4 protein-coding genes are annotated in these 7,761 nt (G+C 55.3%); 3 read left to right on the top strand and 1 reads right to left on the bottom strand.

Going from position 1 to position 7,761, the window contains the following annotated elements:
* From C7B82_RS32560 to C7B82_RS20675, 3 genes are all read left to right on the top strand, one after another.
* Window positions 1–3,348: hypothetical protein (locus C7B82_RS32560; RefSeq protein WP_181357588.1), on the top strand; the 3,348-nt coding region annotated here is incomplete at its 5' end.
* Entirely contained in the window at window positions 3,345–3,857 is a 513-nt protein-coding gene (locus C7B82_RS20680; RefSeq protein WP_106258224.1) for a hypothetical protein, read from the top strand. The genes C7B82_RS32560 and C7B82_RS20680, both read left to right, overlap by 4 nt.
* 3 nt (window positions 3,858–3,860) lie before the next feature.
* Window positions 3,861–6,719, top strand: coding sequence for a hypothetical protein (locus tag C7B82_RS20675; protein ID WP_106258223.1), 2,859 nt, complete (start codon window positions 3,861–3,863; stop codon window positions 6,717–6,719).
* Between the two features lie 259 nt (window positions 6,720–6,978).
* Here C7B82_RS20675 and C7B82_RS20670 read toward each other — a convergent pair whose 3' ends face one another.
* Window positions 6,979–7,674 carry a glycosyltransferase gene (locus tag C7B82_RS20670; RefSeq protein ID WP_106258221.1) on the bottom strand — a complete coding sequence of 232 codons (696 nt, stop codon included), beginning with the start codon at window positions 7,672–7,674 and terminating at the stop codon, window positions 6,979–6,981.
* Between the last annotated feature and the right edge of the window lie 87 nt (window positions 7,675–7,761).

The raw sequence follows: 7,761 nt of genomic DNA, 5'->3' as shown, positions 1-7,761 counted from the left end.
ACTCTTGAACCGAAAGACAGGAGCAACAGGGAACACAAAGCAGACCTAAGTATTGAAGGAGTCCTCTCTACCCGACAGGCCAAGAGCCTCAAGCTCACAAATGAACGGGTCCAGTCGTTAGCGGCAGAAGGCAAACTCTACGACTACATCTACCAGAAAACTCAGACAGGGGTAGAAGGCCAAAAGATTGCGGCGGCAAGCTATGCAGGCGTCACGTCCAACATCAAGGAAGTGATCCAGCTCGTGACACAGGCAGCCGGGGCACCGCTACTCGACGCCATCCTGAAGCAGCTCACCAGTGTCTATCAGTTTCTCTCTACCAATCAAGAAGGGCTCACTGAGTTTGCGAAGACGGTGGGCGAGCAGTTTGCAGCGGTGATCGATACGCTGGGCGAGGTTGCCAGTGCCTTTGCAGACGCGCTTACCCCCGCCTTTAACGACAACAAGGAAGCCGGGAAAGCAACGATCGACCTCCTGATCGGCGGCTTCAAAGCCTTTGCGGGTTTGGTGCAGGCAACCGCGCCGATCGTGGGCGCGTTGGTAAGCGTGGTGGGGGAGGGGTACTCCAAGATTGTTGGCTTAATCGAGCTGGTACAAGAGAAATTCGCTCAATACATCAGTTTTGTCTCCAAAATCCCCGGTATCAATCAGGCTGTTTCATTGGCGACGGGCGGCATTATCAAAGGGATCACCGACCCGATCAAGGACGCTGGGGACGCGCTCACGATCTACAGCGACCAGGCGGACGTCATCGCCGCTAAAGGGCAGGCTATTGAAGAAAAAATTGCGGCGGCCAAGAAATTGGGTAAAGACCTGACCGCAGACCAACTGAAGGAGAATCAAAAACTGGGTGAAGCTGCGCGTCTCCAGATTGGTGATATCGATGCTCAGTTAAAACTGCTCAAACAGACGACGCCCGTAACAGAGCAGCAGCGCCAACAGCAAGAGGCGAAGATCAACCTACTGCGAGACCAGAAGACCATTATTGAGGGGCAACTGAAGGACCTCAAAGGGGCATCTGCTGAAACCACGTTCCAGAACAAAACCCTCGACAAAATTGGCAACACCTATGAGCAACTCGCCAGCAAGGCGAAAGCAGCAAAGGACGATATTGCCAACACGAACGATGCAGATAAGGCAGGGCAGCGCGCGAAGGACTTCATCGACCTCACCAAACAGCAGATCGAACTAGGGGCGGTGAACCGAGAGGCAGCAATCAAAGACCTGAACGCGATCGCCAACAACGAAGGGCTGAAAGTCGAGGCCCGTCAGGCAGCCCAAAAGGCAATTGACGACATTCGCAAGAAGGGACAGGACCAGGAGAAGGCAGACCTGGAGACCCAGCTCGCCACGGTGGAAGGCGCGGTCAAGGTTGGGCGCTTGGATGAGGTTCAGGGTGCTGAAGAAGTCACCAAACTGAAGAAAAAGGAGCTAGACAAGCAATTAGAGTTTGTTGAAGCCGAAATCGCTCGTGAGCAGGTGCTGAAGGAAGCTCAGGTTAAAGAGCAGCTCACTGGTATCGACACCCAGATCGCCGCTCTGCAGAAAGCCAAGCAGGACGCGCTTGCTAAAGGGGATAAGGACGGAGCCGCCGCCGATGATAAGTCAATTCTGGACCTGCAGAAACAGAAGGAAACCGCTCAGGCATCACTCAAAATCGACGGCGATCGGGTTCGTGATTTGAAGAACCAGCGCCAAAAGCTCTCGGTACAGTCAAAAGTCGCTGAGGAGGAAGGCGAGGAACGGATACAGGCAGCGCGGCTTGCCGTCTTGGACCGGGCTCAGAAGCAGGCTGAGGACACGGTGAAGCTCTCCCAGGTTGAGCAGGAAACTCAGATCCAGAAACTGCTCAATCAGCGCGCGATCCGTCAAGCAGCAGCAGACGAACTGCGCATTAAGGAAAAGGAACACGTTGACGAGCAAGAATTAGCACTCGCCAAGAAAAATGCTGAGGAGTTGGAGATGCTACCGAAGCTCTCGGACCCTGTGAAGGAAGGAGCGCGACAGGAGAGGATTCGGGCGGCACGGCTCCGTACAGCTGAATTGACGAAGCAACTGGCAGAGGATGAAGGGCAGCGACAGGCGGCAGCGTACAAGAAATTCGAGGACGAGATTAACCAGGCGGTGCAGGCGTTCAAGAATGGCCTTGAGGCAGAGGAGCAACCGCTCCGCAAGCAGCAGCTTCTGCTGGATGCTCAATCGCAAGCGCTGGAAACCCAGAACAAACTGCTCGAAGCCCGCAAAGACTTGCAGAACGCACTGACTGGCTATGTGACTGGAGAGCTAGACCTCTTAAGCAAAACAGCCAGCAACGATCGCGACCGAAAAACCATCGCAGAAATCACCGCTGCGGTGAAGCTCAAGAGCCTTGAGCAACAGCAAAGTATTGAGAACCAGATCCTTGAAATCCAGCTCAAGCAGGAGCAGGCGGCCTTACGCAAGAAAAAAATTCAAAACCGGATTAACCAGTTTCAGAACACGGCTGAGCAGTTCCAGGCAAAAGCGGATGAGCAGAAAACGCTAGCGGACCCGAACGCGACTCAGGCGCAGAAAGAAGCAGCGCGCGCTAATGTGGTGGCAAAAGAGCAGGCAGGACTGGGCTTACAGCTCACCGGGGCACTACTCGATCAGCGCGGCAAACTGGAGGAGACGTTAGGCAACGAGCGCCGCGCGTCTCAATTCTCGAAGCAAGCGCTGGAGCGTGATCAAGCTCAAATCGCCCTGGTTGAGGCCCTCCCCAAAGGCGTGCAGCGCGAGGCGTTTGAGAACCTGCAGCGCGATCTGCTCAAGCGTTTGGTGGGCGTTGAGAACCTGGACGCCCTTACCCCACTGACCGACCGGATTGAAACCTCTGCTCAACAGCGCGGTGGAATCGGTGCTTTTAGGCTCCCAGGCTCGCTCACGCCAGTGGCAGGAAACCTCAGCCTTCCAGAGTCGCCGGAGGTCGATCGGCTATCGAAGCAGCTGGAAAACTTCGGCAAGCCAGGCAGCGCGGTGGGCACACTGGCGCAACCAACCGCCGTGCAACCCAACCGGCTCACGCCGACCCAGCGTGCTACCGGCGTCTTACCGCCTGTACCAGGCACTGCGATTGCTGGGGACGTAGCCGATCGGAGCGGTTTAGGTGCCGGGCTGTCTCGCCTTGAGAATATTGTGAGGCAGGGGTTTCAGGTGCTGGCAGCGAAAACGCTGGGGAACGTCACTCTGCAAAACACCATCACCAACGAAATTACAGGCAGTGAAGTCAATCAGGGCACTCTACAGAAGAAAGTCGAGCAGCAGATCCTGAACAGCCTCTACGACGTGGCACAACTCGCGAAACAGCAAAAAGGGAGAGCCGCTGCATGACCGCTGCCCAAGTCAAACGTATCCTGATCGAGTGCCCTGACGGTGTTAAACCCGTGAGCGCTCCGAGTGACTACTTTGTGACGTTCAACGGCGTCTCGTGCTTTCTGCTGCCCTGTGAGCGATCGATCTACAGCCCGATTAAGACCTATCCTCTCAGTCAGCCAGGGTTTACCCGAAACTTCGGTGCGCCGATCGCCCAAATGCGGACCTACAGCCTGGAGATTGAACTCCGTATACCTGATCAGCGGTTCTGGGTCTACCGCACCATCCGCCGCATCAGCAAGCATTTCGGCGCTACGCCGTTCCGCTTCTATGATTTTGTGTTGCCTGAGGATGAGGATCAGGAAGCCGCTGACGTGTCAGGCACCGAAGCCTTTACGCTGCGACGGGTCAAACTCAAGGAATTGAAGCCCAACGGCGGGTTAATCGGCACAGACGATACGGCAGATGTCTGGATGGCGGGCGGCTTTGTCTCGCGCTTCGAGGACCTTGAACTGAGGAGCGATTGAGGTATGTGGTTGGTGACTCACCCCGAATTGCCCACCGTGGCACGCCTCGATCCATCCGGGGCACCCTTGTGCACGATCAACACGGGTGGTAATCTCGCGCCGCTCTGCGTGCTGGACCTGCAAAGCCAGCAGACCAAACCAGGGGTCAACCATTACGCCCTGCCAAACAGCCAGACGATCGCCGCGCCTCCCGCGATCGGGAACACCCTCACGCTTGATGTGTCCACCTTTGTGCAAGTCGATGCCATTCAGCACAACGGGCGACTGTTTACGCCTGCCGCCAATCCACACTCCCCACGGGCGGGTGAGTTTGTTTACTCGTCCCATAGCGCCGTGCTTACGCTCGATCCGGCTTATCCGCTTGTCGCAGGCTTGCCGCTCACCATTCTGGGCAGTCAGGGTTACACCAGCCAGGAGGTTGCCATCAGTGCAGGCGAGCGCGGACCGATACCCAGTGATTATGTTGATCCAACCCTGTTTGAGGCGTTTTTCGGGCTGCCTGTAACTGGCGAGATTACGCTGTCCATGAGCGCTGAAAATCATCCGAGCGGGTCCTTTAAGCTTATTGCGACTAGAGAGACGATCGCGGACGTCCGATCGCGGTTTCAGAAGGGCACTGAAATTACGCTCGCAGGCGTGGGGTATAGCGTCACCCACTACAAAGACAAACTGAAAAACTCAGCCTATGCACCTGGCTTAGAGTATGAGGTGCACGTCTCGCTCGGCGGTAAATGGGAGCGTAAGCGCTACCGCCGCAAGGTCTTTTACTATCCCGCTGCCCGCAAGTATCTGATCGGCCATGATGCGCCGTTCCAAGATCCGGAGTGTGGTCTCAACGCGAGCGGTGTGCCGTTCTCCATCACCACCAGCAACCGCACAACCGTACAGGCACTGGCTGCTCAGAACGGCGTCCCGTTTGTGGGCGCGATTCCGACGATCGGCACCAGTCAGGCGGACCTTGCGCACTATGCAATTAGCGGGCTTGTGCCGCCCAGTGCTGCCTATGAGGCAATCAAGGCCACGATCGACCAGGCTCAGCAAGTGCGTGGTGTCCGCTCGCCCGTGCTCAATGCCTGGGAACTGTCGATCCCAACCAACACGGCGATCACCGCGACGACGGATTGGGAAACAAATGCCCGCGATCGGTTACGGCAAAACGGCTGTTTTATCGACTTCAACAGCGCCACAGCTGTGCAAGCACGCGATCTGTACGCGGTGGCGGCTTGGTCCTACAGCGTGGTCGAGATCGATGTTTCGGTGAAAGGTGATACCGAGTTCAGCGCCGATCACTTTGGCTATGGCATGGAGTATGCCGCTTCTCGGCTTGAGGGCACCTTCGTCGAGAGTAACGCCTACCAAATTATTGAAGAGACTCAGGGCAGCCCCCAGAACCCGCCCGCGCCGCGCTGGATTTATTCACCGCCCAATCGCCGCACGCTCTACAGCGGCAATATCAGCGCGGATCAATGTCCCTCTGACATCCAGACGATCAAGTCCATGTCACTCAACTATGTGGCGTCTGGCAGAACCACACAGCTGATTAAGGTGGAGAAAGAGGGCAATTTTGAAGTGTTACGCGAGGTCCACACCTACGGCTTGGAGTACCTGAGCACCGACGTGCTCGACGCCAAAAAGAATGTTAACGCTCAGGCGGTAGGCTTTTGGAAGCTGGTCAAAACCGAGACGACCGAACCCACGATCGACGCAGCGACCAACTACTTAACGGGCAGCCGCACGATCGGGAAAGATCGCCGCCAATTCAGAACCGAGTCAGACCAGCTCGAACTGCTGGATTACAGACGGACCGATCCAGAGTGGGACCTCTACCAGTTTCGCGACTTCCCGATCCTCCAATTGGAGGCGAAGGTCCTGCAGCAGTTTGCAGCTTATTATGCGGATGCCGCCAAAGAAGTGCCACCGCTGGACCAGCGCAAACTCTGTAGACCAGATGGGACCAGCTCGGTGCAGTATGTCCCCGATCCAAACTACACCTACCCAATGTTTGAGGTGGCGAGCCGTAGCTATAAGAACACCTTTCTCAAACATGCAGACCCGAACAGCCTACCGGCGAAGCCCTTGCCAGACCTGATTCAGGACGAAGAGCAGGACGTGTATCGCACGATCGACATTCTGACGACAGACACTACCTCCAACAGTACGGACGATCAGAGCAATGAGGGCTTTATCGAATACACCTCAACGGGCTCTGCTCAGGGGAAACAGTTTTCTGAGGCTACCCTCACCCGTGTCTTTGCCGACAACGAAGGACGCCCAGGCGCGGCTACCCGTCGTCCCAACCAATTTAAGAAAGTGCAACCCGACGAAGGTCAAACATCGGGTGTGAGCCTCAACAACGCCTACAACGGTGGCGTGACCTTCGAGTACATTCTCTGCACACCAGGGCATTCACCCGATGAACCACCGGGCGAACCCGCTTCGTATCCTCGTACCCAATACTTAAGCCAAGCGCTGCTGGGCGCTCGCACTGAGCTGAAATATCGCGACATCACCGAATCTGTTGACCTGGCTTACGCGATTCCGTTTAACGCTCAAGTCCGTCCGCTCGACAAAATGACAGTCAAAGCTGAAATCGACACGTATGCCGTACGGGTCACTGTCATCAGTCAAAAAGTGGTGATTCAGGGACAGCTAAACGGCTACCCGCTTTGTGTAGCGCCCGATGGCACTCAAATCACGGCGGGCATCGATCGCGAGCTTCCCTTCACCGTTACCAAGCGCCGCCTTCCCCTGCCGACGCCCGCGCCAAAACCACCCACCAGACCGCCTGGAGTCGGTGCAACCTTTGGGCTGACAGTCGGCGATCTGGGCTTTGATACCGTCCCTAGCCGGTTCAATTTCTAGCGGTCAGCAGTTAGCGGTCAGCAGTCAGCTCAGAACTCAGAACTAATAACGGGTACGCGTAATAGGTCATGCGTCCCATTCCTTCCAATGGCGATTGCTTCCTTGGCTTGGGTTTGACTGGCAGCATTTCGGGTCTGGAAGTGCAACGTGAAAGTGATAGTCGTGGTCTTCTTCCTTAAAGCCAGCGACGTCGAATCCCAAAGGATGCAGAAGGTTATTAGGTGTGCTCGTCATGCAATTAAAAGCATCGGTGGTGTAACTATTTCCCAAGTACCCGTTTTTCAAAACAGGAAATCGCCGTTGTTACACCGTCTTCCATTGCCATCCGCTTACCAATTTCACTCGCAACCAAAGCTATGCTGGGATTCCTCAAAATATTCTGTATCCCATTCGCCAAATGAGCTGCTTTCAAGCCCTTGCGTTTAAGAGTCTTGCTCGCAACGCCCAGCCGTTCGAGTTCCTGCCCCCAAAAAAACTGGTCAGACACATGGGCGACGATGACAGACGGCCTTCCCGCGAGAAGTGTGGATTGTGTTGTGCCAGCACCGCCGTGATGAACAATCATTTCGCATCTTGGAAACGCTTGGCTGTATGGGACCCATGTCGCCATAAATACCTTGTCGTCAGACGAAAATCCTTCAATTTTGTCTGTCGGAACCTGAAATATCGCACGGCAACCAACCCTCTCAACAGCCTCCCGCCAGATAGCCAATGTTGCACTAATGTACGCATAGCTATTTGGCATTAACATGCTGCCAAACGTGAAATAGACAGGTGGCGGGCCGGAAGAAAGAAATTCTTCCAAACCATCGGGCAACGAGTCTGATTGCAAACCGGCAGGCGGATTCAGAAAGCCGCATACAACATTTTGTTCATCCCAGTCAGGTGGTCGTCTACAAATTTGGGGACTAACCGCGACAAGATTGAGTCGCTCGGCTACCCATGTATTTTCCATAACATCTGAATTAGGACTTACGCATTGACAAAAGTAGCAATATCTGGGGTCAGGTAGCAATCGGTTTGGAGAGGTGTTCCAAAATGA

Origin of the sequence: Stenomitos frigidus ULC18 (assembly GCF_003003795.1) — a bacterium.
Classification (GTDB): Bacteria; Cyanobacteriota; Cyanobacteriia; order Leptolyngbyales; family Leptolyngbyaceae; genus Stenomitos; species Stenomitos frigidus_A.
Note: the sequence above shows the minus strand (reverse complement) of the source record. Positions and strands in the feature narration are given on the sequence as shown.